This is a genomic window from Agarivorans sp. 2_MG-2023 (assembly GCF_030548085.1).
Lineage (GTDB): Bacteria > Pseudomonadota > Gammaproteobacteria > Enterobacterales > Celerinatantimonadaceae > Agarivorans.
In genome coordinates this window covers 39,404-64,936 of the sequence record NZ_JAUORQ010000011.1, presented here as the reverse complement: position 1 = coordinate 64,936, position 25,533 = coordinate 39,404, and the positions used below count along the sequence as shown (strand labels likewise).

Genomic DNA, 25,533 nt, shown 5'->3' with positions numbered 1-25,533 from the left:
AATCCTCCAAAAACCATCAAAAATAAATACACAAACGGCAACAGCATAAATGCTATTGCCGATAAACAAATACTAGCTTAAGACTTAGTGTACGTCGCGCCAGTATTCTTTCTTCAATAGATAACTAATAATAAAGAAGATAAATAGGAACCCTAACACCCAATAACCTAGGCGTTTACGCTCTAGTTGAATAGGTTCAGCTGAATAAACCAAGAAGTTAACGAGGTCTAATACTGCGTGGTCATATTCATCGTCGCTCATCTCACCGCTACCATCTGATTCGATGCCAACATAGATTTGCTGTTCTTCACCATCAATCATTCTAGTTTCGTAGACCGCATTAGGTACGCCTTGCAACTCTTGCAATACGTGTGGCATACCAACACTTGGGAAAACTTTGTTATTCACCCCAAATGGACGAGTCTCATCAACGTAAAATGTACGTAGGTAGGTATAAACCCAATCTGCTCCACGCACTCGAGCAACTAAAGTTAAATCTGGTGCTGGTGCACCAAACCATTTAGCTGCATCATCTTCCTGAATCGCATTTTCCATCAATTCACCCGGTTTTACCCCGGTAAAAATCAAGTTTTCTTCCATTAATTTAACTGGAATACCTAAATCTTCAGCTACGCGGTTATAACGTTGGTACTGAGTACTGTGACAACCGAAGCAATAGTTCATGAACAACTTAGCACCATTTTGCAACGAGGCGTTGTCAGTCAGGTCGTAATTGGCTTTGTCTAAGTGTACGTTGCCACCCGCCCCAAACGCTAAGCTAGGGACAAGTAACGCTAATGCTAAAAAGACATTCTTCATCATTTAGTTACCCTATCTGGAAGTGGCTTAGTTTTCTCATTCTTACTGTAAATCCAGAGTAATAAGAAATAGGCAAAGTAACCAAAAGAGGTGATTTGCGCCAATAACGTTAGAGCAGGAGTTGAAGGCAATACACCTAGAACCCCCAAGATAATGAAACAAATTACAAACTGTGCAATGTTTAGTTTATGTATGGTGCTGCGATAACGAATCGACTTAACCTTACAACGGTCTAACCACGGCAGAACAAACAGCACAGCGATAGACAAGCCCATCATTACTACACCCAATAGTTTATCAGGCACCGCACGTAAAATGGCGTAAAACGGTGTGAAATACCAAACGGGGGCAATATGGTCTGGTGTTTTCAGAGGGTTAGCCGCTTCAAAGTTTGGTTTTTCGAGGAAATAGCCTCCACCATCAGGGAAGAAGAACATCACCCAACAGAAGAAGAACAAGAAGCCTACAATCGCCGCTAAGTCCTTTACCGTAAAGTACGGGTGGAAAGGAATACCATCCTTTGGCCAACCGTTTTCATCTTTGTTCTCTTTAATTTCGATGCCGTCTGGGTTATTTGACCCTACTTCATGCAAAGCAACAATATGTAAGAACACCAACATAACCAATACTAGTGGCAGTGCAATAACATGCAGTGCAAAGAACCGGTTAAGGGTTGCGCCCGAGATTACGTAGTCACCACGTATCCATAGGGTTAAATCATCGCCAATAACGGGGATAGCCCCAAATAGCGAGATAATTACCTGCGCACCCCAGTAGGACATTTGCCCCCAAGGTAACAAGTAACCCATAAAGGCTTCAGCCATTAATACCAAGAAAATTAACATCCCGAACAACCAAATCAGTTCGCGAGGTTTCTGGTAAGAGCCGTAAATTAAACCGCGGTACATATGCAAATAAATCACAACAAAGAAGGCTGAAGCCCCCGTTGAATGCATATATCGCAGTAGCCAGCCATATTCCACATCACGCATGATGTATTCAATAGAGGCAAAAGCACCATCGCCAGATGGGTTGTAATTCATGGTTAGCCAAATCCCAGTGAGGATTTGGTTAACTAATACCACCATGGCGATAAAGCCAAAAATATACCAAAAGTTGAAGTTTTTTGGCGTTGGGTATTGGCCCACATGTTTGTTGTAGGTCTTGGTCAACGGGATCCGTTCATCGATCCAACCGATAAGTGCCTTCATCTTATGCCTCTCCCTGGTCCAAACCGACCAAAATGGTTGTTTCATCAACGTAATGATGAGGAGGTACAACCAAATTCAGTGGTGCGGGTACACTTTGGAAAACCCGTCCAGCCATATCAAATTTCGAACCATGACATGGGCAGAAGAATCCGTATTCAACACCTTGAACTTGCTCACCAAAGCTACCAGGTAAGTAAGTAGGTGAACAACCGAGGTGAGTACACAAACCAACACCAATGAACAGCTCAGGCTTAATTGAGCGATGCACATTGACTGTGTATTCAGGCTGTTGAGGCTCCTCAGAGTCAGGATCACGTAACTTGTCACCAAGGGTGTTCAAGTTATCGAGAACCGATTGAGGACGGCTAACCACCCAAACAGGCTTACCACGCCATTCTACACGTAGTAATTGTCCAGGTTCTATTTTGCTAACATCCACTTCTACCGGTGCTCCAGCTGCTTTAGCTTTGGCACTCGGATTCCATGAACTGATAAAAGGTACTGCGGCAAACGTTGCTCCTACACCACCGACAACAGCTGTTGTCCAGGTTAGGAAGCGACGACGGCCAGCATCGACAGGAGCGTTGCTCATCCAATGTCTCTCCGGTAAGGATCCGCGCAATTATTGTAATTTTCCTTGCGGCATGCTGCACAAGGTAGCGTTTTTCTGCTACTGGTAGCGTTTACTTGCTACTACATTATTGCAGGTAAATGCGAACAAAATAGTAATAAAAAACACACAAATTGACAAGGGAAATCAAGGTTTTTAACCTTTTAGAATAAAGAAAAGCCCGGCATAGCCGAGCTTTTTTGTAACACGAATGTGCGTAGCAATTAACGTTTAGAGAACTGCGGACGACGACGTGCTTTACGTAGACCAACTTTCTTACGCTCAACTTTACGAGCATCGCGAGTAACGAAGCCAGCTTTACGTAATTCAGGACGTAGACTTTCGTCGTATTCCATTAGTGCACGTGTAATACCGTGACGAATAGCACCAGCTTGACCAGTTGTGCCACCACCTTTAACTGTAACGAGTAAGTCAACTTTTTCTAACAATTCAGTTAGTTCAAGTGGTTGACGAACTACCATACGAGCAGTTTCACGGCCAAAGTAAACGTCCAAAGTGCGGTTGTTTACAGTGATGTTACCACTACCTGCTTTTAAAAATACGCGAGCAGTAGAGCTTTTGCGACGGCCAGTGCCGTAGTATTGATTCTCAGCCATTATTAAAATTCCGTAACTTAAATGTCTAATACTTGTGGTTGCTGAGCCGCATGAGTGTGCTCAGGTCCAGCGAATACTTTCAGTTTACGGAACATTGCACGGCCTAGAGGACCTTTTGGCAACATACCTTTCACTGCAGACTGGATAACACGCTCAGGTGCTTTATCGATTAACTTTTCAAAGCTAATTGATTTTAAGCCACCAGGGTAACCAGTGTGCGAGTGGTAAATTTTACCTTTCGCTTTGTTGCCCGTTACGGCTACTTTCTCAGCGTTGATTACGACGATGTAATCGCCAGTATCTACGTGAGGAGTATATTCAGCTTTATGCTTACCGCGTAGGCGAGAAGCGATTTCAGTTGCGATACGACCCAGAGTTTTACCATCTGCATCTACAACGTACCAGTCGCGTTTTACGCTGTCTGGCTTGGCTACAAAAGTTTTCATTTGTATATATAACCCAAAATAACTGTTACACACGTGTTTGTGAAAATCACAAACGTGAAAATAGCCACTCATGGTATCCCTTCGAATACGGAGTAGACTTGACTGTTAGTGCCACCAAATCGGTGACATGTAACGTGGGGTGGCAAGATTATAGGGGAAGTACAAAAAAAAACCACCTTTAATCTAGATTATTTAAGGTAAGTGCTCTCTTTCTAGATATTCGTGAGACTGCATTTCCTGTAAACGAGACAAACAGCGTTCAAATTCAAAACTTAAGCGTCCCCCTTTATACAATTTCTCTAGCGCCACCTCGGCAGCAATAATAAGCGTAACATTACGCTCATAAAACTCGTCAATTAGGGCAATAAAGCGGCGAGCAGCGTCGTCATTTTTAGCACCCATGGCCACCACGCCCGATAGCAATACCGTGTGGTAGAGCCTTGCCAACTCAATGTAATCCAATTGACTACGCGCGCCTTCACACAGTTCAGCAAACTCTATATGCAATACACTGTCGGCTTCATTGACAAAATTAATCATCCGTTGATTTATTTCAATTTGACCAAGTTGCTGGCGAGGCTCGTTAGACAATTGTAAAAAATATTGCGCTAGATTTTGTTCGGCTTGTTTATCTAAAGGGTAATGATAAATCTCAGCCTCATTAAGGGTACGCATTCGATAATCGCTACCACCATCTACATTCAGTATTTGGCAGTGTTGTTGAATTAACTTTATAGTCGGCATGAAACGCTGACGCTGTAAGCCATTTCGGTAAAGATCTTCAGGTGGAATATTTGAAGTCGCCACCAGCGTAACGCCACGCTCAAACAAGGCCTCAAACAAAGTGCCCAACAGCATTGCGTCAGTAATGTCTGAAACAAAAAACTCGTCAAAACAGATAACCTCTGCTTCAGTAATTAAGCGGTCGGCGACTGTTTCAAGCGGATTACTTTGCCCATCAAGGGTTTTGAGTTCGTGATGAACTCGCTGCATAAAGCGGTGAAAGTGCACCCGCATTTTACGCTGCTGCGGCAGGCAATTAAAAAAGGTATCCATAAGATAGGTTTTCCCCCTACCTACTCCGCCCCACATATAAAGGCCTTGTACACTGTGCTGGCGGGCCACTTCCTGGCTCCTCGAAAAGCGTGCTTTTAGTTTTCCGAATAAAGAAGGTTGGCTTAGTGTTAACGCTGGTTTATCAGAGAGTTGTTCGTAAACTCTTTGTAACTGAGCCACTGCAAAGGCTTGTGCATTGTCTTTTACAAAATCATCACGTTGCAGATCTTGCTCATATTGTCGCTGTGGAGTCATCCTTTCCCTATTCCCAAAACCCGCAAAAATTAGACCAAAATTGATAGTACCATGTGAAACCATTCTCAAGTATATTGAAAGTTCATCAAGACCAACAAAGGAATAATATGAGCGCAATTAGCAGTATGATTTTTCTTCTTATTGGTGTCGCTATTGGTTTCTTCCTTAGTCGTATGGCATCTAAACCAGCCGGAACTAACGACGCCAGCATGAAGCAAGAGTTAGCACAAAACAAAGCCGAATTAGATAGCTATAAAGAGCAAGTTCAGGAGCACTTTTCTACCAGTGCCCAACTACTTGAAGATATGGCTAAGCAGTACCAAGGCATTTACGAGCATATGGCAAGTCAGTCAAAATCATTGATTAGTGATGACGTAGCCCAGCCGCAGCTATTCGCCGATTATCAAGAAAAGTTAGAAGTAGATGACAGCGTTGAATCAAATGACGCTCAGCCTAAAGACTATTCTAACGAGCCATCAGGTTTATTTACCGAAGCGCAGCGTAAAGCTAGCTAAATCATTGAACTTTTTAAACTAAGCAGGGTCTTTAAGATCCTGCTTTTTTATCATGACAACTGTTTATTGAGGGTATTTAAATGAGCAAGTCCACAAAGAAATTTGTCATTTTGCTGTTTTCACTTTTCCTTGGCACCACCACACTGCAAGCTCAGGCTGCACTGCCGTTTTCTGTAGGTGGAGAGCCTCTGCCTAGTTTAGCCCCAGTACTGGAGCAAACCACCCCCGCAGTGGTGAATATCTCAGTTGCAGGGACTAAAGTCTCTCAGCAACAACTCCCAGAGTTATTTAAGTATTTCTTCGGACCCGGTGGTAACCCAGATACAGGCGAACAAGAGCGTCCATTTCAGGGTTTAGGCTCGGGCGTAGTGATTGATGCTAAAAAGGGTTACGTGATTACTAACTATCACGTTATTCATGAAGCTGACGAAATCGTAGTGACCTTAAAAGATGGCCGCACCTTTGAAGCAGAAGTATTAGGCAGTGACCGCCACACCGATATTGCCCTACTAAAAATTGATGCCGACGAGCTGGTTGATATAAAGCTGTCTGATTCTGATGAACTCCGAGTGGGTGACTTTGCCATCGCTATTGGCAATCCATTTGGTCTTGGCCAAACGGTTACCTCAGGCATTGTTAGTGCACTAGGTCGTAGCGGCTTAAATATCGAAAACCTCGAGAACTTTATTCAAACTGATGCTGCCATTAATAGCGGTAACTCAGGTGGCGCGTTAATTAACTTACGCGGTGAGTTAATCGGTATTAACACCGCCATTATCGCTCCTAATGGCGGTAATATTGGTATTGGATTTGCCATCCCAAGCAACATGGTACGTAACCTCGCAGACCAAATTATTGAATTCGGGGAAGTACGCCGCGGCGTATTAGGCGTTACTGGTGGCGAACTAAACAGCGATTTAGCCAAAGCCTTTGGTACCGACTCGCAGCACGGCGCATTCGTAAACCAAGTGATGCAAGGCTCAGCAGCAGATCAAGCAGGCATTAAGCCAGGCGATATTATTATTGCTGTTGATGATAAAAAGGTGAAAAGCTTTGCTGAGCTGCGCGCTAAAATCGGTACCATGGGTGCAGGCAAAACCATTAAGATCGGCGCGATTCGAGATGGCGAAGACATTAGTTTTAAAGTTACTTTGCAGCAAGCTGAAGAACAAAACATTAATGCTAAAGTTATGCATCCAGCCCTAGAAGGCGCAAGTTTGAGTTCTACCGCTAAAGGCGCAGATATTTCTGGCGTAGTGGTCAGCAAAATTCAACGCAACTCAAAGGCCTTTGCTAACGGTTTTGAAGAAGGCGATATTATTATCGGCATTAACAAAATCCGAATTAGCAGCATCGCCGACTTACGCGAGCTACTAGAAACCGAACCCAAAGTACTCGCTGTAAATATTCAACGCGGTGACGAAAACTTGTACCGCATCATTCAGTAAACTGAATAAGCTAACAACAAAGGCGACTTATTAGTCGCCTTTTCTTTTGTCTCTAGAATCAGCGTGCTATGCTGAGACTCTAGCTGGAGAAGAACAATTGTTAGCTATAATCAAGTATTTACTCAAGCCTGCTATTTTTGGTTTAGCAATGGCAATCGGAATTTTGTTTGCCTTCCCTGAGTTTCGGGAGAACAGCAAGCAGCTATTAGACGACTATACCGATACCCCATTGGTTAGTTACGCACAAGCCTCTAGACGAGCGGCTCCTGCCGTTGTAAACATTTATACTCGCAGCTTCCTGCAATCTTATGTGAACGTAGACAGCCAGCTAGAATCTCAAGGTTTGGGATCGGGCGTGATCATGTCGAAGCAGGGCTTTGTTTTAACCAATCTGCACGTGATTGCCAATTCAGACCAAATTGTTATTGCCTTACAAGACGGACGAGTATTTAACGCTGAGTTAGTCGGTGGAGACATCATCACTGACTTAGCCGTGCTGAAGATTGACGCCTCTCCAGATTTACCGGTAATTCCGCAAAACGACCAACTTGCCACCCAAGTGGGTGACGTAGTACTGGCTATTGGTAACCCATATAACGTGGGCCAAACGATTACTCAAGGTATAATTAGTGCAGCGGGCCGTAGTGGGATGAGCTCTACCGGTCGTCAAGACTTTCTGCAAACAGATGCTGCTATTAACCGTGGTAATTCTGGCGGTGCCTTAGTCAATACTCGCGGTGAGTTAGTAGGCATTAATACCTCGGCCTATCACTTAAACGATGCAGCAGATACTTACGGTATTAGCTTTGCTATCCCTTTTGTATTAGCTAAAAAGATCATGCAGAGCCTGATTAAAGACGGCACGATTGTACGTGGTTATTTAGGTTTAGATGGGCAAAAAATCACTCCACTACTGGCTTCACGTCTTAAATTAAATGAAACACGCGGAGTTATTGTTAGTGGTATAGACCCACAAGGGCCAGCAGGAAAAGCTGGTATTTTGGCTAACGATATTTTAGTGAGTTTAGCCGGCCAAGATATTGAATCGATTAAACAGGCCATGGATATTGTTGCAGAAACACGACCGGGTTCAGAGATCATGGTTCGCTTATACAGAAACGGGGAACTGCTAGAGCTCCCCGTTACTATTACCGAACTAAAACTGCCAGTTCGACCTACGAGCGGTCGTTAAAACGCGTTATTTTGGCGCCTAATTTAGCAAACTTAGTTTCAATATTTTGATAACCACGGTCGATATGGTAAATCCGGTCGACCACGGTTTCGCCTTCAGCCACCAAAGCCGCAATCACTAAGCTTGCAGAAGCACGTAAATCAGTCGCCATTACTTGGGCGCCCGTTAGGTGATCTGAATGCTTACAAATAGCGGTGTTGCCTTCCAGCTCTATTTCTGCGCCCATACGCATCAGCTCGGGTACATGCATAAAACGGTTTTCAAAAATCGTTTCAGTCACATGACCAGTCCCTTCGGCCACAATATTTAGTACCGTGAACTGGGCTTGCATGTCGGTAGGGAAAGCTGGGTGCGGCGCTGTTTTAACATTAACCGCTTTAAGTGAGCAGCCTTGCATGTCTACTTCAATCCAATCACTGCCACTGCTTACATTTGCACCCGCTTCTTCAAGCTTGGCCAATACCGATTCCATCAGTGTAGGGTCAGTATGAGTACAACGCACTTTACCGCCCGTTACCGCTGCCCCTACTAGGTAAGTACCGGTTTCTATGCGGTCTGGCAATACACTGTATTCACCGCTGTGTAGGCTGTCTACGCCAGTAACTACGATAGTGTCGGTACCCGCACCTTTAATATCGGCGCCAAGGGTGTTTAAGAAGTCGGCTAGGTCTACCACTTCAGGTTCACGAGCAGCGTTTTCAATAATGGTTTCGCCTTCAGCTAACGCCGCCGCCATCATCAGGTTTTCAGTGCCAGTTACGCTCACCATATCCATGAAGATTCGGGCGCCCTTCAAGCGGCCGTCTACACGGGCTTTTACATAACCGTCTTCAACACTCATGTTGGCTTGCATTAGCTCCAAACCATGAATATGCAAATTAACTGGACGTGCACCAATGGCACAACCACCAGGTAGTGATACGTCGGCTTCACCATAGCGGGCAACTAATGGACCTAGTGCCATAATAGAAGCACGCATGGTTTTTACTAAATCGTAAGGCGCAACAAAGTCATTAGCTTTACCGGCTTTAACAATCACGGTTTCGCCGCTGACTTCTACTTCGCGGCCTAAATGCTCAAGCATTTTACAGGTTGTGCCAATGTCTCTTAATTGAGGGACATTGTGCAAGGTCACTTGCTCTTCACATAACAAGGTAGCAAAAAGGATCGGCAAAGCCGCATTTTTTGCACCAGAGATGGCCACTTCGCCTTCTAAACGACAGCCACCTTCAATTCTAAACTTATCCACAACTACTCCTAGCGACTACAGTTGGCCAAATTTTTGTTGCTTTTGCCATTCATCAGGAGTGAACGCCTTAATCCCTAAAGCGTGAATTTCGTTACTCGCAATGTACTCTTTCAGTGGTGCGTATACCGCTTGTTGTTTTTTAACGCGCGATAGTTCCGTAAACATTGCACCAACAGCAACAACTTGAAAGTGATTACCTTCCCCAGTTACTTGCACATGGTCTAGCTCAAGCGCTTGCGATAAAATTTGTTCAATTTGTTCTGGTTGCATTATAACGCTCCGCTAATGTGCTTTAGTTTTCAAATTGCAGCAAGGCGTCTAACTCATAGAGAGTAAACAGCTGCTTGGCTTGATCAGGGCAATGCTTAACAATTAAGCGATTGCTAGGTTCAGGTTTTAAGGCGGTGATGATAGCGGCTATTCCTGCAGAGTCAATCCGCTTAAGTTTGGCCAAGTCGAGTTCTGTGGCTTGGCACTTTGCTAACTGGGGCCACTGAGCGGCAACATCATCTGCGTTCCACTCACCAATTAAACGAAGCGTTTGCTGCTCAAGCTTAAGCTCAGCGCTCATTACTTGGCCTCGTGTGCGGCAAAGTTTTTGTCTTGCAGCAACTTAATGACACCGTCTATACCGTTACTACGAATTAAACTGTCCATTTCTGATTGCTTCGTTGACAGCAAACTAACACCTTCAGCGATCAAGTCGTAAGCCAACCAACGGTCGCTGCTGTCTTCGGTTTTTTTCTTGAGTTTACGAAACTTAAACTCGAGTTTAATCGGCGGGCGTTCGCCATCAATAAATTGCGCTTTTACGCCGACTTTCTTTTTCCCTTCAACTGACTTCTCAGGTTCAATCGACACCTGCTGCTGCTTGTATTGCCCTAAAGCCTGCTTGTAAGTACTCACTAAGTATTCTTTGAACGCAGCGGTAAACTCACTTCTTTGTTCTTTAGTGGTTTTTTTTATTTGTTTTCCCAACACCACAAACGACGCATAGCGATAATCAATATGCGGCATCAGCTGCTCGCGCACAATGTCTTCGATTTGTTGGTCAGCATCAGCGGCTTCACGATCCACTTCAGCCAAGCGGCTAAAAGTTTGATCTGCTACATAAGCCATTAAGCGATAAGGGTTGTCGTCAACTTCATCGGCCCAAGCACTGGCACTAAGCAATAGCGACACTACCAACATCAAGCTGCGTATAAACATGCTTACTCCTCCGATACCGAAAATAGAAACTGACCAATCAGTTCTTCTAATACTATGGCCGATTTGGTGTCTTCAATCACGTCACCGTCATTCAAGTTCTCTATGTCTTCTAATACAAAACCAGGAGTTAGACCAATGTACTGCTCACCTAACAAACCAGCAGTAAGAATTGATAAGGAACTGGTTTCTGGATAATAACCGTATTGGCGATACATGCTTAACGTTACCTTTGGCATGTAATCTTCTATATCTAGGTTAATCTGTTCTACACGACCGACGACAACGCCCCCTACTTTCACTGGTGAACGAGCTTTTAAACCACCAATATTGTCGAACTTGGCATACAAGGTATACGTATCAGTATTGTTTCCAAATTGGCTATCTGCGATTTTTAAAGCCAACACCAATAAGGCAGCAATGCCTAACAAAACAAATGCGCCTACCGACAACTCTACTTTATTTACTTTCATGTTATTCCCTAAACCTAGCTGCCAAACATTAATGCGGTTAATACAAAATCTAAAGCTAATACCAACAACGACGCGTGAACCACGCTGCGAGTTGTAGCTTGACTAATCCCTTGAGCACTGGGCAAAGCGTCGTAACCATTAAACAATGCTACCCATACAACGGTGATGGCAAACACCGCACTTTTTATCATGCCATTGCCAATGTCTTGGCCAAATTCAATAGAGGCTGCGGTAATCGACCAAAAGCTACCGTTATCGACACCTAGCCACTCTACGCCAACCAAAAAACCGCCCCATATTCCCACCAGGTTAAACATTAAGGTCAGTAGTGGCATAGCAATAAAGCCAGCCCATAAGCGTGGAGCAACCACTCGTTTAAGTGGATCTACCGCCATCATCTCCATACTAGATAGCTGTTCTGTTGTTTTCATCAAACCAATTTCAGCGGTTAAGGCGGAACCTGCCCGCCCTGCGAACAACAACGCGGTAACCACAGGACCTAACTCACGCAATAAAGACAAAGCAACCATAGGACCTAGGCTAGTCTCAGCACCAAAGTCGACTAAAATATGATAGCCCTGCAGTGCCAACACCATGCCAATAAATAAGCCAGAAACCAGAATAATTGGCAGAGATTGCACCCCCACCACATAAACTTGTTTAACCGTATCTTTTACAAGCTGAGCACTCGGCCAAGTCGCCAATGCATGCCAAAGCATCAAACTCGCTCGGCCAATGGCGCTAACTCGAGCTAAAGCGTTACGCCCTAACCTTGCAATAAATTCAATCATAAGCTTGCCTTCAGTGCGCTAGCGTAATCGTCTGCGGGATAATGAAAAGCAGCTGGGCCATCGGCTTGACCTTTTAGAAATTGCGCTAAACGCAGGTTTGGATTCGCCGCGATGTCGGCAACACTGCCTTGGGCTAGTACGCTGTGGCCGTCTATCACAAAAACGTAGTCAGCAATGCTAAGTACTTCGTTTACATCATGAGAAACAATCACTGAGGTAAGCTGCAAGCTTTGATTAAGCCCTTGAATTAACTTAATCAATACCCCCATTGAAATAGGGTCTTGGCCCACGAACGGTTCATCATAAAGGATTATTTCGGGTTCTAGCGCTATCGCTCTGGCCAGCGCCACTCGACGAGCCATTCCGCCGGATAGATCGCTCGGCATCAACTTAGCTGTACCGCGCAAGCCCACGGTTTGCAGCTTCATTAATACCAGGTTGCGTAATACTGCTTCCGGCAACTGAGTATGCTCACGCAGCGGGAATGCAACGTTCTCAAACACATTTAAATCACTAAACAAAGCGCCACTTTGAAACAACATACCAATGCGTTTACGCAGTTTAAATAATTCATTCCGTTTGAGCTGATGCACATTCTGTCCATCAATCAATACCTCACCCGCGGTGGGTTGTAACTGCCCACCAATAAGCTTGAGCAAGGTAGTTTTGCCAATTCCGCTGGGGCCCATAATGGCTGTGATTTTACCGCGTTGGATACGCAAATCTAAGCCATCAAAAATGACTTTATTAGCGCGCTGAAATGCCAGTTTTTTTACTTCAATCAAACTATCCGCCACTCCGTGAGCAATCTTGATTGGCCAAGGCAGACATATTATTGAGATAATTGATGACACTCAAGGCTAAACTCTTCCCTTTTGCAGGGAAAATGCCGACAATGCTCCGATTTTTTTGCATCGTTGATGTTTTATAACTGAAGGATTCACATGTTAGTTGAATGTTTATTATTGGTATTGGGCCTCGCACTGTTGGTGTGGAGTGCCGACCGCTTTGTTTATGGTGCAGCCGCCATTGCTAATAATTTTGGTTTACCACCAATGATCATCGGCTTAACTATTGTGGCTTTAGGTTCTTCTGCACCAGAGGTTATGGTGTCAGCCACTGCCGCCCTAGAAGACAAAATGAATACCGCCGTGGGCAACGTAATTGGCTCTAATATCACCAACATTACTCTGGTACTAGGCATCACCGCCTTACTTAAACCGCTGATAGTATCCTCCTCTACCCTGTTTAGAGAGCTACCTATGGTATTAGTGGCCACCGCAGTTGCCGGCTGGGTGCTTCATGATAAACACCTAGGTTACCAAGAAGGGTTTGTATTACTCACTCTGTTTGTAGCGTTAATGGCCTACTTAATTATCAACTCATTGCGCCAGCGCAAAGGCGCCAACGTTGACCCAATGATCGAAGAAGCAGAATCAGAAGTACCTAACGATGTACCAACTGGCAAAGCATTGCTTTGGCTAGCGGTGGGTATGGTTGTACTTCCACTTAGTGCTGATTTATTAGTGGGTTCTGCCTCGGAGATTGCTCGTTACTTTGGTATGAGCGACTTGGTGATTGGCCTCACCATTATTGCCATTGGCACCAGCTTGCCAGAGCTAGCAGCCTGTGTAGCCGGTGTCATCAAGAAAGAGGATGACCTAGTTCTGGGCAATATTATCGGCTCTAATCTGTTTAACATTCTAGCAGTACTGGCTGTCCCGGCGTTCATAGCGCCAGGGGCAATTGACGCCAACGCCGCTGGTCGCGATTTTTATGTGATGATGGGTGTTACTGTACTGTTGTTCATCATGGCGATGGGCTTTGGTAAAAGCCGCAAAATCACTCGTTGGGAAGGCGGCTTATTGTTAAGCGGCTTCATAGGCTATCAACTGCTATTATTTCTAGCCTAAGCAGCTGTTATTACTGATTTAAGAAACTAAGGGGAAATGAGTGTCGTTTGATTACATTGCTTCAGCCAAGCAAGTCCTTGAGATTGAAAGCTTAGCTATTGAAAATCTCCATCAATATATTGATCAAGAATTTGCCGCCGCCTGCGAAATGCTATTAGCCTGTAAAGGTAAGGTGATTCTTACGGGTATGGGTAAATCAGGCCACATTGCCAATAAAATTGCCGCTACTTTAGCCTCTACCGGCACCCCTGCATTTTTTGTTCATCCTGGCGAAGCCTGCCATGGTGATTTAGGCATGATTGCCGCCGAAGACATTGTATTAGCCTTGTCTAATTCTGGTGAATCTGAAGAGATACTCTCGCTCTACCCTGTATTTAACCGAATTGGTGTTCGTTCTATTGCGATGACCAGCAACCCTAACTCGTCTATGGCCAAGCTTGCCAACTACCATTTATGTATCTCAGTGCCTCGTGAAGCCTGCCCATTAGGGTTAGCGCCTACCGCCAGCTCTACAGCAACCTTAGTAATGGGCGACGCGTTGGCAGTAGCACTATTAGAAGCCCGTGGGTTTACTGCCGATGATTTTGCTCTCTCTCATCCTGGCGGCACTTTAGGTAAAAAATTATTGTTAAGTGTGAGTGACTTAATGCTAAGCGGGGAACAAATCCCTCTAGTAACAGTCGAACAAACTATTCGTGAAGCATTGTTCGAAATTACTGCCAAAGGTTTAGGTATGGTGGGAATTGTTGATGCTAAACAGCAATTGGTCGGTATTTTTACTGACGGCGACTTACGTCGAATACTTGATCAACGCATCGATATACATGACACACCAATTGGCCAAGTAATGACTCAAAACCCAAAAGTCATTGAAGACTCTTGGTTAGCCTTTGACGCCTTAAAGCTGATGAAAGCAAAATCAATTAACGGCTTGTTTGTATTGAACCAACAGACCGTAGTGGGTGCCTTTAACATGCATACCCTGCTGCAGGCTGGAGTATATTAATGACTATTGACACACCTTATGGCTCGGTAAGCTCGCAAAACTTTACCCGTGCTAAAAACATCAAATTGCTTATTTGCGATGTTGATGGAGTGTTTTCCGATGGCCGAATTTACCTTGGCAATGATGGTGAAGAGCTAAAAGCCTTTCATACTCACGATGGCTTTGGCATTAAAGCCTTGTTAAACATTGGTGTAGAAGTGGCCATTATTACCGGCCGCCAATCTACTATTGTAGAAAAACGCATGCAGGCTTTAGGTGTAAACCGCATTTACCAAGGCCAACAAAACAAGATGGTGGCCTACCAACAAATGCTCGAACAACTCAACCTGGCAGCTGACGAAGTGGCATACATTGGCGATGATGTGGTTGATACGCCGGTAATGCGCGCGTGTGGCTTAGGTGTTGCCGTACATGACGCCCACCCGCTGTGTAAACAAGATGCTAACTTAGTTACCATTACCCCAGGTGGTTTTGGCGCGGTACGCGAGCTTTGTGATCTGATACTGCAAGCCAAAGATCAGCTAGAACATGCTCAAGGTATGAGTGTATGAATCGCGTTACGCTGTTTTTTGCTAGCCTGTTCGTTCTCGCCTTGGTGTTGTGGCAATTAAGCCCCTCAGATCCTAAACAACAAAGCGCTCAACGCGAAGCCAGCAAGCCCAACTTTGTTGCAGAGAAACTCTATAGCGTCAGCTTTGGCGAAAACGGCAGCCCACGTTACCGTATCTACGCCGAACAAATGGAGTTTTTTGAACAACTTAAGCACACAGAATTTACTCAACCAAAGATTTTGGTTTACCCAGATCCTCGTCAACCTGTATGGCAAATTGTGGCTGATCACGCTACAGTACAGCAGCAACAAACTGTCACCTTAAATGACAATGTAGTGATTAAAAACTTAAGTCGTGGCGAGTATGTTCGCGACATAATTACCGAAAGTTTGGAAATCGATCTGCAAAGCGAAACCATGAGCAGCGATCAACCTGTTACCGTGTATGGCCCATCGTACGAACTGTATGGTGTTGGCATGGACGGTGATCTAGCTAACGAAATAGTGACTTTATTAGATGATATCGAAGCGGTTTACCACAACCCACAAGAGTAAGTTAGCGCTAGCGGCTAGCTTGTTTATGCTTTCTTGGGGTTCTCAAGCACTTGAAGACGACTTCAACAAACAAATTATTGTTGATGCCGACCGCCAGCAGGTCAACATCAAAGAAAACCGCGTCACTTTCTACAATAATGTAGTGGTGACTCAAGGTTCAATAAAAATGCACGCCGAAGAACTCAGCGTAATAGGTAGTGAAGAAAAAGGCAGCGAGGTGATGATCGCCAAAGGCGAACCGGCAACTTTTTACCAACTACTAGACAGCGGCAAGCCAATTGAAGCAGAGGCCAACGAGGTGCGTTACGATTTAAAAACGCAGACCCTCACCTTAACTAACAATGCTCAGCTCAAGCAAGAAGAGAGCTTAGTAAAAGGCCAAATGATTAAATACAGCATTAATAAACAAGAGATGGTTGCTCAAGGCGATGAAAATAATCGTGTGACCACTATTTTCCTGCCTCAGCAATTAGAAGAACTCTCCCCCGAGGACAATGAGTAATCATGAGTACCTTAATCGCTGAGAACCTTGCCAAAAGCTACAAAGGTCGCAAGGTAGTAAAGAACGTCAGTTTAAATGTAGAAACCGGGAAAATTGTTGGTTTACTAGGGCCAAACGGCGCCGGTAAAACCACTACCTTCTACATGGTGGTTGGTCTAGTGCCACGAGACCAAGGCCGAATACTTATCGATGACGATGATCTGTCTAGCACCGCTATGCATACTCGAGCACGAAAAGGCATTGGTTATCTTCCCCAAGAAGCCTCTATCTTTCGCCGTTTATCGGTAGAAAAAAATATTCTAGCAGTATTAGAAACCCGTAAGGATTTGGACAAAGAGCAGCAAATTGGCGCACTGGACGATTTGCTAGAAGAGTTTCATATTGGCCATATTCGCAAAAATCTCGGTATGAGCCTATCAGGCGGAGAGCGTCGCCGGGTAGAAATTGCCCGCGCCTTAGCCGCAGCCCCTAAGTTTATTTTGCTTGACGAACCCTTCGCTGGGGTAGATCCTATTTCCGTTATTGATATTAAAAAAATCATTGAACACCTGCGTGATCGCGGTCTAGGTGTATTAATTACCGACCACAATGTAAGGGAAACTCTCGATGTTTGTGAGCATGCCTATATCGTTAGTCAGGGTGAATTGATAGCCTCAGGTAAGCCACAAGAAATACTTGAAAACGAGCACGTGAAACGAGTTTATCTCGGTGAACAATTCAAGCTATAGTTAAAGTGCAGCTTAGAAAATAATATAAAAAGAAGGGATAGCGGTAGTTAATGAAAGCATCTTTGCAGTTGCGTCTTGGTCAGCAGTTAACCATGACCCCCCAGTTACAACAGGCCATACGCTTACTCCAGCTTTCAACCCTGGATTTACAGCAAGAAATTCAAGAGGCTCTGGAAAGTAACCCTCTGCTTGAGGCGGATGAGTCACATTCGAATGATAGTGACGCAACAGACGCTAAGTCAGCCAATGAAAAATCTACAGAAGCCGAATCTAGCGCCGACGTAGACAGCAGCCAAATGGAAGCTGGCGATGCCATTAACCAAGAAACTGTTTCTGATGACCTACCCGTAGACTCCACTTGGGACGATATTTATAGCGCCAGTTCCGCGCCAGCTAGCTCATCGAGCGGCAGTGGCGGTGGTGACGACAACGATATGTTATTCCAAGGTGAAACCGTTGATTCCTTACAAGATCACATGCTGTGGCAAATGCGCCTTACTCCTTTCAGCGAAGTAGACCAAGCCATTGCTTTAGCCATTATTGATGCAGTAGATGAATCAGGTTACCTCACACAGGATTGTGAACAATTATTAGATGGCCTCAATTCTAGTGACAATAACGACTTAGATGTAGAGCTTGACGAAATTGAAGCAGTACTAAAACGGATTCAGCATTTCGACCCCGTAGGCATTGCCGCGCGCTCGCTACAAGAATGCTTGTTAATTCAATTAAGTCGTTTTTCCCCAGAAACACCATGGCTAAATGAAGCCAAAGATGTGGTGTCTAACCATATCGATGTATTAGCCAATCGAGATTTTCGCTTATTGGCTCGAAAGACCAAGTTAAAAGAAGACCAGCTACGCGAAGTGATGCGTTTAATTCACACCTTAGAACCACGCCCGGGTAACGCTGTTGAGCCAAACCAAGCCCAATACGTTATCCCCGATGTTTCCGTAGTGAAGCGCCAAGGTCGCTGGGTGGTAGAGCTAAACCCCGATGCGATGCCGAAGCTAAGAGTAAACTCTCACTATGCATCCTTAAGTAAAACGTCTAATGCTACCGATACTCAGTTTATCCGTAGCCACTTACAAGAAGCCAAGTGGTTTATTAAGAGCATTGAAAGCCGCAACGAAACCTTACTCAAAGTCTCTAACTGTATCGTTCACCACCAACAAGCCTTCTTCGAATACGGTGAAGAAGCAATGAAGCCAATGGTGCTGAACGATGTGGCCGAAGCAGTAGAAATGCACGAATCAACGATTTCTCGAGTAACAACTCAAAAATTCATGCATACACCTCGCGGCATTTTCGAACTTAAATATTTCTTCTCTAGCCATGTGGCTACCGATGGCGGCGGTGAATGTTCATCTACCGCTATTCGTGCATTAATTAAGAAACTGGTTGCTGCCGAAAATACCAGTAAACCTCTCAGCGATAGTAAGATTGCTGATATTTTGGCAGATCAGGGGATCAAGGTGGCAAGACGTACGATTGCAAAATATCGTGAGTCTTTAGCGATACCACCTTCTAACCAACGTAAGAGCCTACTTTAAGGCCAATCAAGGGGACTATATTTATGCAAATTAATCTTACCGGACACCACGTTGATATTACTGAGTCTTTAAAAGAATATGTCCATAACAAGTTTGCCAAGCTCACTCGACGATTTGACCAGATAAACAATGTTCATGTCATCCTCAACGTCGAGAAGCTCAATCAAATCGCAGAAGCCACCTTACATTTAAATGGCGGTGAATTATTCGCTACCGCTGAACATTCAGATATGTACGCCGCCATTGATGGTCTCATCGACAAACTTGACCGCCAAGTTATCAAACATAAAGAAAAACTTAACAAACATTAGTCACCTCCATGCAAATAGATAAAGTACTAAGCTTGGATTGCACTCAAAGTGCAGTCCAATGCTCTTCAAAAAAACGCGCCTTAGAAATTATTAGTGAACTAGCCGCTGGCCAACTAGATACGACAGCTCAATGTATATTTGAGAGTTTGTTGAATAGAGAAAAAATGGGCAGCACCGGTATCGGGCAAGGCGTGGCAATACCTCATGGCCGCATTGATAAACAGCATCAAACAACCGCTGTTTTTTTACGTTGTGATCCCCCAATTGCTTTTGACGCCATTGACAATAAACCTGTTGATTTGGTTTTTGCCTTACTGGTACCAGAAGATCAGTGTAAACAACACCTCAACACCTTATCTCAAGTAGCTGAAAAACTTAACGATAAGCAAGTATGTAAACAACTTCGTTGTGCACAAAGTGATGACGAATTATACGACATCATGGTAGCCTAATACTCTAATCACCGTTAGGGATAGTCATGGAACTCATTATCGTGAGTGGGCGTTCAGGTTCAGGAAAAACCGTCGCCTTAAGAGTACTAGAAGATCTGGGCTACTATTGCGTAGACAACCTCCCGGTTGTGTTATGGCAATCTCTTATCGATAACTTAAAAAATACTTACTCTAAAGTAGCAATAAGTATCGATATTCGAAACCTCCCAGACGAACCTTCACCGATAGGCCAAATTATTCGCAACGCCGGCCCTGATGTGAATCTATTAAGCATTTTTTTAGATGCCAAAGACGAAGCGTTGATCCGCCGTTACAGCGAAACTCGGCGAGTTCACCCGCTGAGTCAAACTAATTTGTCTCTGGCGGAAGCGATTGAATCGGAAACCGAGCTGCTGGCACCGTTATCTCGAAATGCTGATTTACGCATCGATACTTCACGCTTATCAGTGCATGAGCTAAGTGGCTTAATTCGCTCTAGAGTAACTGGCGATCAGCAACAACAGTTAATTTTAGTGTTTGAATCATTTGGCTTTAAAAACGGCGTGCCTAATGATGCTGACTATATGTTTGATGCTAGATTTCTGCCTAACCCTCATTGGCAAGAAGAGTTGCGGCCACTGACAGGCTTAGATAAACCTGTTCAAGAGTATTTATCTGCACAAGCTTTGGTCAATCAATACATTGAGCAAATTCGTGATTTACTACAATCTTGGTTACCGCATTTGGAAGCCAATAACCGCGCTTACCTAACCATTGCCATTGGTTGCACTGGTGGCCAACACCGCAGTGTTTATGTAGCAGAAAAATTAGCTGAACACTTTAGTGCCCAGCGTAAAGTACAACGTCGCCATCGCACTTTGGAACACCGTCTTGAAGCTCACTAGACAAGTTATCGTTAAAAACAAGCTGGGGCTGCATGCTCGCCCAGCGACAAAACTGGTAGAGCTGGCCCAGAAATTTGATGCTGAACTAACCATTATCGATGGCGAGAAAACCGCCTCTGCCGCCAGTGTAATGGGCTTGTTGGTGTTAGCCAGCGCTCAAGGAAATACCTTAACCATTATTTCCGAAGGGGACGATGCCACTGCCGCTTTAGATGCCGTTCAAGCGTTAATAGAAGCGAATTTCGACGAAGAATAAACCAAAGCGCAATAAACACACGCTACACTTAGCAAGCGCCGCTTAAACAAACAATAATAGGGAATGCTTATGCCGGAAGAGATGGAGTTAAACCCTAATCAGCACAAACGTTTACAGGAGCTTAACCAAGCTCTAGACAGCGGTATGTTTGTGCATGTTAGGCGCATGCTTCATCAAATGCCGGCCTGTGACGTAGCCTTACTGCTAGAATCTAGCCCCCCAGCAGGGCGGAAAGTGTTATGGCAACTCACCGATCCTGAACAACACGGCGAAATTCTCGAAGAACTTAACGAAGACGTAATGGAAGGCGTGCTGCAATTAATGGCGCCTGAGACGCTTGCCGCAGCCACAGAAGGCATGGATACCGACGACATCGCGTACGTGCTGCGTAGCCTGCCTGATAGTGTTTATCAAGAAGTATTAGAACAGATGGACGGGCAAGATCGCCATCGCGTAGAAGCCGCCTTAGCCTACCCTGAAGATACTGCCGGCAGTATCATGAACACTGATACCATCACCATTCGTGCCGACGTCACCATTGATGTGGTATTACGCTACTTACGGGTGCGCGGTGAATTACCCGAAGCCACAGACGCCCTGTATGTGGTGGACGAGGATGATTCACTACTCGGTGATATCCCCTTATCCACCCTGCTTACCGTTAACCCCAATGTTAACGTACGCGATGTAATGGACAGTAAAGCAGAGACCATTCCGGTAGCGATGGATGAAGATGATGTAGCTGCATTATTTGAGCGCCACGACTGGATATCCGCCCCTGTCGTCGATGAACAAGGTCACTTATTGGGTCGAGTAACCATTGATGATGTGGTTGATATTATTCGTGAAAATGCCGAGCACAGTATGATGGGTATGGCAGGCATGGATGATGACGAAGATACCTTTGCGCCAGTAATAAAAAGTACTCAACGTAGAACCTTTTGGCTAGCAATAAACTTGTGTGCAGCGTTAATCGCAGCCTCTATCAGTAACATGTTTGAGTCTACCTTGGAACAATTAGCCACCTTGGCGATTTTAATGACGATTGTCCCTAGTATGGGAGGCATTGCCGGTAATCAAACACTTGCCTTGGTAATCCGTGGCTTAGCTGTGGGGCATATTGGGGAAGGTAACTCACGCTGGCTCATCGGCAAAGAAGCGGCTATTGGCATGCTTAACGGTATGATTTGGGCCACGGTGATTGCGCTAGTAGTAACCTTTTGGAAAGGGGATTGGACACTGGGAGTGATCATTGCAGGCGCGATGTTTGTAAATATGTCATTAGCCGGGCTTGCTGGCGTCACTATTCCTCTGCTAATGAAGAAATTTAACATCGACCCAGCATTAGCTGGCGGTATGGCTTTAACCACCATTACAGATGTAATGGGCTTATTCTCTTTCTTAGGAATGGCCACCTTAATACTGGCTTAAACAAAGCTAGAGGCCAGAAACGAGAACAGAGCTAGAGCAAGCAATTCAGCTTCTTTGTCGCTCTAGCCCAATCCAACTGTCTTTAGCTACCTGCAATCTTCATTGAAGAAATCAATATCGAGCCCGTTTGAATAGCACTCTCTTTATCGAAGTCATCAGCAATAGCGACAACATTCGCAAACATTTCAGGCAAAGTACTGGCCACGGTGATTTCATGTACTGGAAAAGCAATTTCACCGTTTTCTACCCAGTATCCAGCAGCGCCGCGAGAGTAGTCTCCAGTTACCGTATTTACCCCTTGGCCCATCATTTCGGTTACCAATAAGCCTGTCCCCATTTGCTTTAACAGCTCAGCCCTATTTACACCGCTGTTTTTCACAAGCCAGTTATGAATACCGCCCGCATGCCCTGTACTTTGCATCCCCAACTTACGGCCCGCATAAGTCGTTAATAAATAAGACTCCAAAACACCATCGGCAATAATGTGTTTAGCTTTAGGTGCTACACCTTCGCTGTCAAAAGGCGTACTGGATAAGCCCTTTTTAACAAATGGGTCTTCGTAAATAGACAACCAACTCGGGAACAATTTTTTACCCAAACTATCGAGTAAAAATGACGAACGACGATATAAATTACCGCCACTAATCGCTCCAATTAAATGGCCAAACAAGCTACCCGCCACTTCTTGGTCAAATACTACCGGCACTTCACAAGTAGAAATTTTGCGACTACCTAAACGCCCTAGGGTTTTACTGGTCGCTTGAGCAGCAATCTCTTCAATACTGTCGAGGTCAGAGAAGTCACGCGCTACGCTGTAGGCGTAATCACGTTGCATATCTTTTTCACCGGCGATCAACATACAACTAATACTATGACGACTGGTCGGGTAACCGCCAACAAAGCCGTGGCTATTCCCAAATACTTTAACCCCGTAGTGACTATTAATGTTCGCCCCATCACTGGCTTTTATTTTAGGGTTAGCCAACGCTAATCCCTCACACTTTTTGGCAAGCTCAATAAAACGGTCAGGCTCTAGTGGGTGTGGGTGGAATAAATCTAAATCAGGAATATCAGTGGCGAGTAGCTCTTTGTCGGCGATTCCGGCAGCTTTATCTGCCGAAGTGAATTTAGAAATATCGTAAGCCGCTTTCACTGCATTCTTAATCGCTTCTGGGCTTAAATCTGAGGTTGAAGCACTGCCCTTACAGTTAGCCGTATAAACCGCGATCCCCAAGGCACCATCGTGATTAAACTCCAGCGTTTCCACTTCTTGATCACGAGTAGCCACGCAAATTCCGGTTTGCTTAGAAATCGACACTTCCGATTCGTCGGCTCCTAGTTGTTTGGCTTCTTGAATGGCAAACTCTACAGCCTGTTTTAATTGGCTTAACTCTTGGCTAACTTGTTTTTCAGGGCTCATTGTTATTCTTCATCTCCATGCATTTCCCTAGCATAACAAAACTCATCGAGCGACCATATGCAAGAACTGGTAAGATATGAAAAAAAGTACCATGAGAGTTAAAAATGAAGAAAGAACAGCCCATTGATGATGACGATTGGATCAGTAAATCCGAAATCAAGCGAGAAGCAGACCGGCTGAAAAAACTAGGTGCCGATTTAGTTGGATTAACCAATCCGCAGCTAGCCACCATTGAGATGAGTCCAACCTTACGCGAAGCCATTGCCCTAGCTAAACGTTTGAAAGACAAACGCGAAGCCTCACGCCGCCATATGAACTACATTGGCAAAGTGATGCGTACTGAAAATGAAGAGCAAATTAATGCTGGCTTAGACAAGATCCGTAATAAACATATTTATCAGGCTCAAGCGCAACTTGCGTTAGATAAACAACGTGATCTGTTAATTGCCGAAGGCGATTCAGCGATTAATAACTTAGTAGCTGAGAACCCTAACTTTGAGCGCCAAAAGCTTCGCCAATTAGTCCGCCAAGCTAAAAAAGAATTAGAGCAAGAAAAGCCAGACAAAGCCCATCAAGAACTGGCTAAGTACCTAAAAGAACACCATTAAAAAAGGGGCTTAACGCCCCTTTTTACTATGCTGTACCACCTACAGTAAGCTCATCCAGCTTCAAGCTAGGCTGTCCTACTCCTACCGGTACACTTTGACCTTCTTTACCACATACACCAACACCTTGGTCTAGCGCGAGGTCATTGCCAACCATCGACACTTGCTGCATCACTTCTGGTCCGCTACCAATTAAGGTGGCGCCTTTAATTGGCGCGGTAATTTTGCCGTCTTCGATGAGGTAAGCTTCTGAGGCAGAAAATACAAATTTACCTGATGTAATATCTACTTGGCCGCCACCAAAGTTGGGCGCATAAATACCTCGTTTAACCGAAGCAATAAGCTCTTCGGGTTCACTTTCACCGGGCAACATATAAGTATTTGTCATACGCGGTAGAGGCAAATGGGCATAAGACTCGCGTCGGCCATTACCGGTAGAATGCGTATTCATAAGCTGGGCGTTGTGCTTGTCTTGCATGTAGCCTTTAAGCACACCTTTTTCAATCAATACATTGTATTGGCCTGGCGTACCCTCATCATCGATACTGACCGAACCACGACGATTTCCCATCGTGCCATCATCTACCACTGTACATAAGCTGGAGGCGACTTGCTCACCCATGCAGCCACTAAATGCAGAGGAGCCCTTACGGTTAAAATCTCCCTCTAAACCATGACCTACCGCTTCATGCAGCAACACGCCTGGCCAACCGGCACCTAACACTACCGGCATAAGTCCAGCTGGGGCATCTACTGCTTCCAAATTCACTAAGGCTTGGCGTACGGCTTCATCAACAAAGCCCATCGCCCGTTCGCGGCCATTTACGTCTTCCAAGAAATAGCTATAGTTGCTTCGGCCACCGCCACCAGCAGAGCCTCGCTCACGGCGCTCGTTTCGCTCTACCAATACGCTACAGTTAAAGCGAATTAACGGGCGAATATCTGCAGCTAAGGTACCGTCACTGGCAGCTACTAACACTTCTTCATAAACGCCACTTAAGCTAACGATCACTTGTGTCACTGAAGAATCTAAGCTTCGCGCATATTTATCTGCACGTTCTAACAAAGCAATTTTTTGTTGGTTGGATAAGCTGACTAAAGGGTTGTCTGACTGATAAAACTGCTCAGCGCTAACTCGAGTAAATGGTTTTACTTTTGCGGAACCTGCTTTAGCATTAATACCTCGGGCAGCCTGGCAAGTTTGAATTAACGCGCTTTGATTAATCACATCTGAATAAGCAAAACCCGTTTGTTCGCCGCTAATCGCGCGAACACCAACGCCTTGCTCAATGTTATAGCTACCTTCTTTTACAATGCCGTCTTCTAGCACCCAAGACTCATGGCGACTATGTTGAAAATACAGATCAGCGTAATCAATTTGGTGTTTTGCTACCTCGGTCAGCGCCATTGTTAATTCTTGCTCGCCAATGCCACCCGGCACCAGTAATGACTGACTGACTTTTTCAAACGACATAGTGT

31 protein-coding genes are annotated in these 25,533 nt (G+C 44.8%); 16 read left to right on the top strand and 15 right to left on the bottom strand.

Annotated features, from left to right (window positions below):
• Positions 1-84: 84 nt before the first annotated feature.
• From Q4549_RS16370 to zapE, 6 genes are all read right to left on the bottom strand, one after another.
• Complete coding sequence (locus Q4549_RS16370) at positions 85-819, bottom strand: cytochrome c1 (protein WP_303514037.1); 735 nt, start codon at positions 817-819, stop codon at positions 85-87.
• Positions 819-2,030, bottom strand: a complete 1,212-nt coding sequence (locus Q4549_RS16365) for a cytochrome bc complex cytochrome b subunit (protein ID WP_137673665.1) — start codon at positions 2,028-2,030, stop codon at positions 819-821. The genes Q4549_RS16370 and Q4549_RS16365 overlap by 1 nt, the downstream gene beginning before the upstream one ends.
• Position 2,031: 1 nt before the next feature.
• On the bottom strand, positions 2,032-2,622 hold the full coding sequence (gene petA, locus Q4549_RS16360; RefSeq protein WP_137673664.1) for a ubiquinol-cytochrome c reductase iron-sulfur subunit: 591 nt from the start codon (positions 2,620-2,622) through the stop codon (positions 2,032-2,034).
• 242 nt (positions 2,623-2,864) lie between these two features.
• Positions 2,865-3,257: a 30S ribosomal protein S9 gene (gene rpsI / locus Q4549_RS16355; protein WP_040306930.1), complete on the bottom strand. Its 393-nt coding sequence runs from the start codon at positions 3,255-3,257 to the stop codon at positions 2,865-2,867.
• Positions 3,258-3,274: 17 nt separating this feature from the next.
• Entirely contained in the window at positions 3,275-3,703 is a 429-nt protein-coding gene (rplM, locus tag Q4549_RS16350) for a 50S ribosomal protein L13 (protein ID WP_137673663.1), read from the bottom strand.
• A 192-nt stretch (positions 3,704-3,895) separates the two neighbouring features.
• Positions 3,896-5,014 carry a cell division protein ZapE gene (gene zapE / locus Q4549_RS16345; RefSeq protein ID WP_303553438.1) on the bottom strand — a complete coding sequence of 373 codons (1,119 nt, stop codon included), beginning with the start codon at positions 5,012-5,014 and terminating at the stop codon, positions 3,896-3,898.
• Positions 5,015-5,121: 107 nt separating this feature from the next.
• Between zapE and Q4549_RS16340 the strand changes: the two genes are divergently transcribed.
• The 3 genes from Q4549_RS16340 to degS all read left to right on the top strand — a co-directional run bounded on the left by Q4549_RS16340 (position 5,122) and on the right by degS (position 8,169).
• Positions 5,122-5,529: a YhcB family protein gene (locus Q4549_RS16340; protein ID WP_137673661.1), complete on the top strand. Its 408-nt coding sequence runs from the start codon at positions 5,122-5,124 to the stop codon at positions 5,527-5,529.
• Positions 5,530-5,609: 80 nt separating this feature from the next.
• Positions 5,610-6,977: a DegQ family serine endoprotease gene (locus Q4549_RS16335; protein WP_303553437.1), complete on the top strand. Its 1,368-nt coding sequence runs from the start codon at positions 5,610-5,612 to the stop codon at positions 6,975-6,977.
• A gap of 46 nt (positions 6,978-7,023) precedes the next feature.
• Entirely contained in the window at positions 7,024-8,169 is a 1,146-nt protein-coding gene (gene degS, locus Q4549_RS16330; protein WP_336622628.1) for an outer membrane-stress sensor serine endopeptidase DegS, read from the top strand.
• Here degS and murA read toward each other — a convergent pair.
• Genes murA through Q4549_RS16295 form a run of 7 tightly spaced genes read right to left on the bottom strand, consistent with a single transcriptional unit; the run spans position 8,153 to position 12,673 of the window.
• Positions 8,153-9,418 (bottom strand): UDP-N-acetylglucosamine 1-carboxyvinyltransferase, encoded by a 1,266-nt coding sequence (gene murA, locus Q4549_RS16325; RefSeq protein ID WP_303553436.1) that lies wholly within the window; start codon positions 9,416-9,418, stop codon positions 8,153-8,155. The two genes, degS and murA, sit on opposite strands and share 17 nt — an antisense overlap.
• 15 nt (positions 9,419-9,433) lie before the next feature.
• Complete coding sequence (locus Q4549_RS16320; protein ID WP_137673657.1) at positions 9,434-9,688, bottom strand: BolA family protein; 255 nt, start codon at positions 9,686-9,688, stop codon at positions 9,434-9,436.
• A gap of 22 nt (positions 9,689-9,710) precedes the next feature.
• Complete coding sequence (locus Q4549_RS16315; RefSeq protein ID WP_137673656.1) at positions 9,711-9,989, bottom strand: lipid asymmetry maintenance protein MlaB; 279 nt, start codon at positions 9,987-9,989, stop codon at positions 9,711-9,713.
• On the bottom strand, positions 9,989-10,627 hold the full coding sequence (locus Q4549_RS16310) for a phospholipid-binding protein MlaC (protein ID WP_303553435.1): 639 nt from the start codon (positions 10,625-10,627) through the stop codon (positions 9,989-9,991). Before Q4549_RS16310 ends, Q4549_RS16315 begins: the two co-directional genes overlap by 1 nt.
• 2 nt (positions 10,628-10,629) lie before the next feature.
• Entirely contained in the window at positions 10,630-11,097 is a 468-nt protein-coding gene (gene mlaD / locus Q4549_RS16305; RefSeq protein WP_303513935.1) for an outer membrane lipid asymmetry maintenance protein MlaD, read from the bottom strand.
• A 14-nt stretch (positions 11,098-11,111) separates the two neighbouring features.
• Entirely contained in the window at positions 11,112-11,888 is a 777-nt protein-coding gene (gene mlaE / locus Q4549_RS16300; RefSeq protein ID WP_303513937.1) for a lipid asymmetry maintenance ABC transporter permease subunit MlaE, read from the bottom strand.
• A complete protein-coding gene (locus tag Q4549_RS16295) occupies positions 11,885-12,673 on the bottom strand; it encodes an ATP-binding cassette domain-containing protein (RefSeq protein WP_303553434.1) in 789 nt (262 codons plus the stop codon). Before Q4549_RS16295 ends, mlaE begins: the two co-directional genes overlap by 4 nt.
• Positions 12,674-12,832: 159 nt before the next feature.
• On the opposite strand from Q4549_RS16295, the gene Q4549_RS16290 reads away from it, so the two are divergent.
• The 12 genes from Q4549_RS16290 (at position 12,833) to mgtE (ending at position 22,029) form a co-directional block, all read left to right on the top strand.
• Positions 12,833-13,801, top strand: coding sequence for a calcium/sodium antiporter (locus tag Q4549_RS16290; RefSeq protein WP_303553433.1), 969 nt, complete (start codon positions 12,833-12,835; stop codon positions 13,799-13,801).
• Between the two features lie 40 nt (positions 13,802-13,841).
• Positions 13,842-14,807: a KpsF/GutQ family sugar-phosphate isomerase gene (locus Q4549_RS16285; RefSeq protein ID WP_303553432.1), complete on the top strand. Its 966-nt coding sequence runs from the start codon at positions 13,842-13,844 to the stop codon at positions 14,805-14,807.
• On the top strand, positions 14,807-15,358 hold the full coding sequence (kdsC, locus tag Q4549_RS16280) for a 3-deoxy-manno-octulosonate-8-phosphatase KdsC (RefSeq protein WP_303553431.1): 552 nt from the start codon (positions 14,807-14,809) through the stop codon (positions 15,356-15,358). Before Q4549_RS16285 ends, kdsC begins: the two co-directional genes overlap by 1 nt.
• Positions 15,355-15,912 (top strand): LPS export ABC transporter periplasmic protein LptC, encoded by a 558-nt coding sequence (gene lptC, locus Q4549_RS16275; protein ID WP_137673648.1) that lies wholly within the window; start codon positions 15,355-15,357, stop codon positions 15,910-15,912. The genes kdsC and lptC overlap by 4 nt, the downstream gene beginning before the upstream one ends.
• Positions 15,875-16,414, top strand: coding sequence for a lipopolysaccharide transport periplasmic protein LptA (gene lptA / locus Q4549_RS16270; protein WP_303553430.1), 540 nt, complete (start codon positions 15,875-15,877; stop codon positions 16,412-16,414). Before lptC ends, lptA begins: the two co-directional genes overlap by 38 nt.
• 2 nt (positions 16,415-16,416) lie before the next feature.
• Positions 16,417-17,142 (top strand): LPS export ABC transporter ATP-binding protein, encoded by a 726-nt coding sequence (gene lptB / locus Q4549_RS16265; RefSeq protein WP_303513952.1) that lies wholly within the window; start codon positions 16,417-16,419, stop codon positions 17,140-17,142.
• A 50-nt stretch (positions 17,143-17,192) separates the two neighbouring features.
• On the top strand, positions 17,193-18,695 hold the full coding sequence (locus Q4549_RS16260) for an RNA polymerase factor sigma-54 (protein WP_303553429.1): 1,503 nt from the start codon (positions 17,193-17,195) through the stop codon (positions 18,693-18,695).
• Positions 18,696-18,718: 23 nt separating this feature from the next.
• Entirely contained in the window at positions 18,719-19,006 is a 288-nt protein-coding gene (gene hpf, locus Q4549_RS16255; protein WP_137673645.1) for a ribosome hibernation promoting factor, read from the top strand.
• Between the two features lie 8 nt (positions 19,007-19,014).
• Positions 19,015-19,458: a PTS IIA-like nitrogen regulatory protein PtsN gene (gene ptsN, locus Q4549_RS16250; protein ID WP_137673644.1), complete on the top strand. Its 444-nt coding sequence runs from the start codon at positions 19,015-19,017 to the stop codon at positions 19,456-19,458.
• Between the two features lie 26 nt (positions 19,459-19,484).
• The gene (rapZ, locus tag Q4549_RS16245; RefSeq protein ID WP_303513958.1) at positions 19,485-20,342 is read left to right on the top strand and encodes an RNase adapter RapZ; all 858 of its coding nucleotides are present in this window, start codon (positions 19,485-19,487) and stop codon (positions 20,340-20,342) included.
• Positions 20,308-20,598: an HPr family phosphocarrier protein gene (locus tag Q4549_RS16240; protein WP_174235950.1), complete on the top strand. Its 291-nt coding sequence runs from the start codon at positions 20,308-20,310 to the stop codon at positions 20,596-20,598. Before rapZ ends, Q4549_RS16240 begins: the two co-directional genes overlap by 35 nt.
• 69 nt (positions 20,599-20,667) lie before the next feature.
• The gene (gene mgtE, locus Q4549_RS16235; protein ID WP_303513962.1) at positions 20,668-22,029 is read left to right on the top strand and encodes a magnesium transporter; all 1,362 of its coding nucleotides are present in this window, start codon (positions 20,668-20,670) and stop codon (positions 22,027-22,029) included.
• Positions 22,030-22,111: 82 nt separating this feature from the next.
• On the opposite strand, the gene pmbA is transcribed toward mgtE, so the two are convergent.
• A complete protein-coding gene (gene pmbA, locus Q4549_RS16230; RefSeq protein WP_303553428.1) occupies positions 22,112-23,449 on the bottom strand; it encodes a metalloprotease PmbA in 1,338 nt (445 codons plus the stop codon).
• Between the two features lie 104 nt (positions 23,450-23,553).
• Between pmbA and yjgA the strand changes: the two genes are divergently transcribed.
• Entirely contained in the window at positions 23,554-24,057 is a 504-nt protein-coding gene (yjgA, locus tag Q4549_RS16225) for a ribosome biogenesis factor YjgA (RefSeq protein WP_137673639.1), read from the top strand.
• Positions 24,058-24,082: 25 nt separating this feature from the next.
• Here the strand turns inward: yjgA and tldD are convergent, their stop codons facing one another.
• Positions 24,083-25,528 carry a metalloprotease TldD gene (gene tldD / locus Q4549_RS16220; protein ID WP_303553427.1) on the bottom strand — a complete coding sequence of 482 codons (1,446 nt, stop codon included), beginning with the start codon at positions 25,526-25,528 and terminating at the stop codon, positions 24,083-24,085.
• Positions 25,529-25,533 lie beyond the last annotated feature (5 nt).

Bases quoted from the DNA above. Each gene is read 5' to 3' on its own strand.
- Q4549_RS16370 (WP_303514037.1), bottom strand. From the start codon at position 819: ATGAAGAATGTCTTTTTAGCATTAGCGTTACTTGTCCCTAGCTTAGCG.
- Q4549_RS16365 (WP_137673665.1), bottom strand. From the start codon at position 2,030: ATGAAGGCACTTATCGGTTGGATCGATGAACGGATCCCGTTGACCAAG.
- petA (WP_137673664.1), bottom strand. From the start codon at position 2,622: ATGAGCAACGCTCCTGTCGATGCTGGCCGTCGTCGCTTCCTAACCTGG.
- rpsI (WP_040306930.1), bottom strand. From the start codon at position 3,257: ATGGCTGAGAATCAATACTACGGCACTGGCCGTCGCAAAAGCTCTACT.
- rplM (WP_137673663.1), bottom strand. From the start codon at position 3,703: ATGAAAACTTTTGTAGCCAAGCCAGACAGCGTAAAACGCGACTGGTAC.
- zapE (WP_303553438.1), bottom strand. From the start codon at position 5,014: ATGACTCCACAGCGACAATATGAGCAAGATCTGCAACGTGATGATTTT.
- Q4549_RS16340 (WP_137673661.1), top strand. From the start codon at position 5,122: ATGAGCGCAATTAGCAGTATGATTTTTCTTCTTATTGGTGTCGCTATT.
- Q4549_RS16335 (WP_303553437.1), top strand. From the start codon at position 5,610: ATGAGCAAGTCCACAAAGAAATTTGTCATTTTGCTGTTTTCACTTTTC.
- Q4549_RS16320 (WP_137673657.1), bottom strand. From the start codon at position 9,688: ATGCAACCAGAACAAATTGAACAAATTTTATCGCAAGCGCTTGAGCTA.
- Q4549_RS16315 (WP_137673656.1), bottom strand. From the start codon at position 9,989: ATGAGCGCTGAGCTTAAGCTTGAGCAGCAAACGCTTCGTTTAATTGGT.
- Q4549_RS16310 (WP_303553435.1), bottom strand. From the start codon at position 10,627: ATGTTTATACGCAGCTTGATGTTGGTAGTGTCGCTATTGCTTAGTGCC.
- mlaD (WP_303513935.1), bottom strand. From the start codon at position 11,097: ATGAAAGTAAATAAAGTAGAGTTGTCGGTAGGCGCATTTGTTTTGTTA.
- mlaE (WP_303513937.1), bottom strand. From the start codon at position 11,888: ATGATTGAATTTATTGCAAGGTTAGGGCGTAACGCTTTAGCTCGAGTT.
- Q4549_RS16290 (WP_303553433.1), top strand. From the start codon at position 12,833: ATGTTAGTTGAATGTTTATTATTGGTATTGGGCCTCGCACTGTTGGTG.
- kdsC (WP_303553431.1), top strand. From the start codon at position 14,807: ATGACTATTGACACACCTTATGGCTCGGTAAGCTCGCAAAACTTTACC.
- lptC (WP_137673648.1), top strand. From the start codon at position 15,355: ATGAATCGCGTTACGCTGTTTTTTGCTAGCCTGTTCGTTCTCGCCTTG.
- lptA (WP_303553430.1), top strand. From the start codon at position 15,875: ATGATATCGAAGCGGTTTACCACAACCCACAAGAGTAAGTTAGCGCTA.
- lptB (WP_303513952.1), top strand. From the start codon at position 16,417: ATGAGTACCTTAATCGCTGAGAACCTTGCCAAAAGCTACAAAGGTCGC.
- Q4549_RS16260 (WP_303553429.1), top strand. From the start codon at position 17,193: ATGAAAGCATCTTTGCAGTTGCGTCTTGGTCAGCAGTTAACCATGACC.
- hpf (WP_137673645.1), top strand. From the start codon at position 18,719: ATGCAAATTAATCTTACCGGACACCACGTTGATATTACTGAGTCTTTA.
- ptsN (WP_137673644.1), top strand. From the start codon at position 19,015: ATGCAAATAGATAAAGTACTAAGCTTGGATTGCACTCAAAGTGCAGTC.
- rapZ (WP_303513958.1), top strand. From the start codon at position 19,485: ATGGAACTCATTATCGTGAGTGGGCGTTCAGGTTCAGGAAAAACCGTC.
- mgtE (WP_303513962.1), top strand. From the start codon at position 20,668: ATGCCGGAAGAGATGGAGTTAAACCCTAATCAGCACAAACGTTTACAG.
- pmbA (WP_303553428.1), bottom strand. From the start codon at position 23,449: ATGAGCCCTGAAAAACAAGTTAGCCAAGAGTTAAGCCAATTAAAACAG.
- yjgA (WP_137673639.1), top strand. From the start codon at position 23,554: ATGAAGAAAGAACAGCCCATTGATGATGACGATTGGATCAGTAAATCC.
- tldD (WP_303553427.1), bottom strand. From the start codon at position 25,528: ATGTCGTTTGAAAAAGTCAGTCAGTCATTACTGGTGCCGGGTGGCATT.